General features: G+C 39.2%; 1 pseudogene. It reads right to left on the bottom strand.

The features are described from left to right. A pseudogene (locus tag ACEN88_RS36350) lies at positions 1–232 on the bottom strand (MBL fold metallo-hydrolase); the annotation flags it as partial.

Here is a 232-nt window from a genome sequence, read left to right as displayed (position 1 = left end):
GTTTGAACGTAAGCCAAATGCTCAAATTCAAATTCATCACCCATGGTTTTATAAAAATCTTTGGCCTCCTGGTTAACTAAATTATGGTGTTTCCGATAAACGTCTGTTGCCTGGATTGCCATTGGGCTATCCACAAAAATTTGCACAGGTGGTAACAGTTTTTTTGTGAAAATTTGATTCAAGGCAAAAACCAGCGATTGCGTTCTGCCGATGCTGAAGGCAGGGATAATTA

Source organism: Massilia sp. CT11-108, assembly GCF_047302915.1.
Taxonomy (GTDB): Bacteria; Pseudomonadota; Gammaproteobacteria; order Burkholderiales; family Burkholderiaceae_D; genus Telluria; species Telluria orientalis.
Note: the sequence above shows the minus strand (reverse complement) of the source record. Positions and strands in the feature narration are given on the sequence as shown.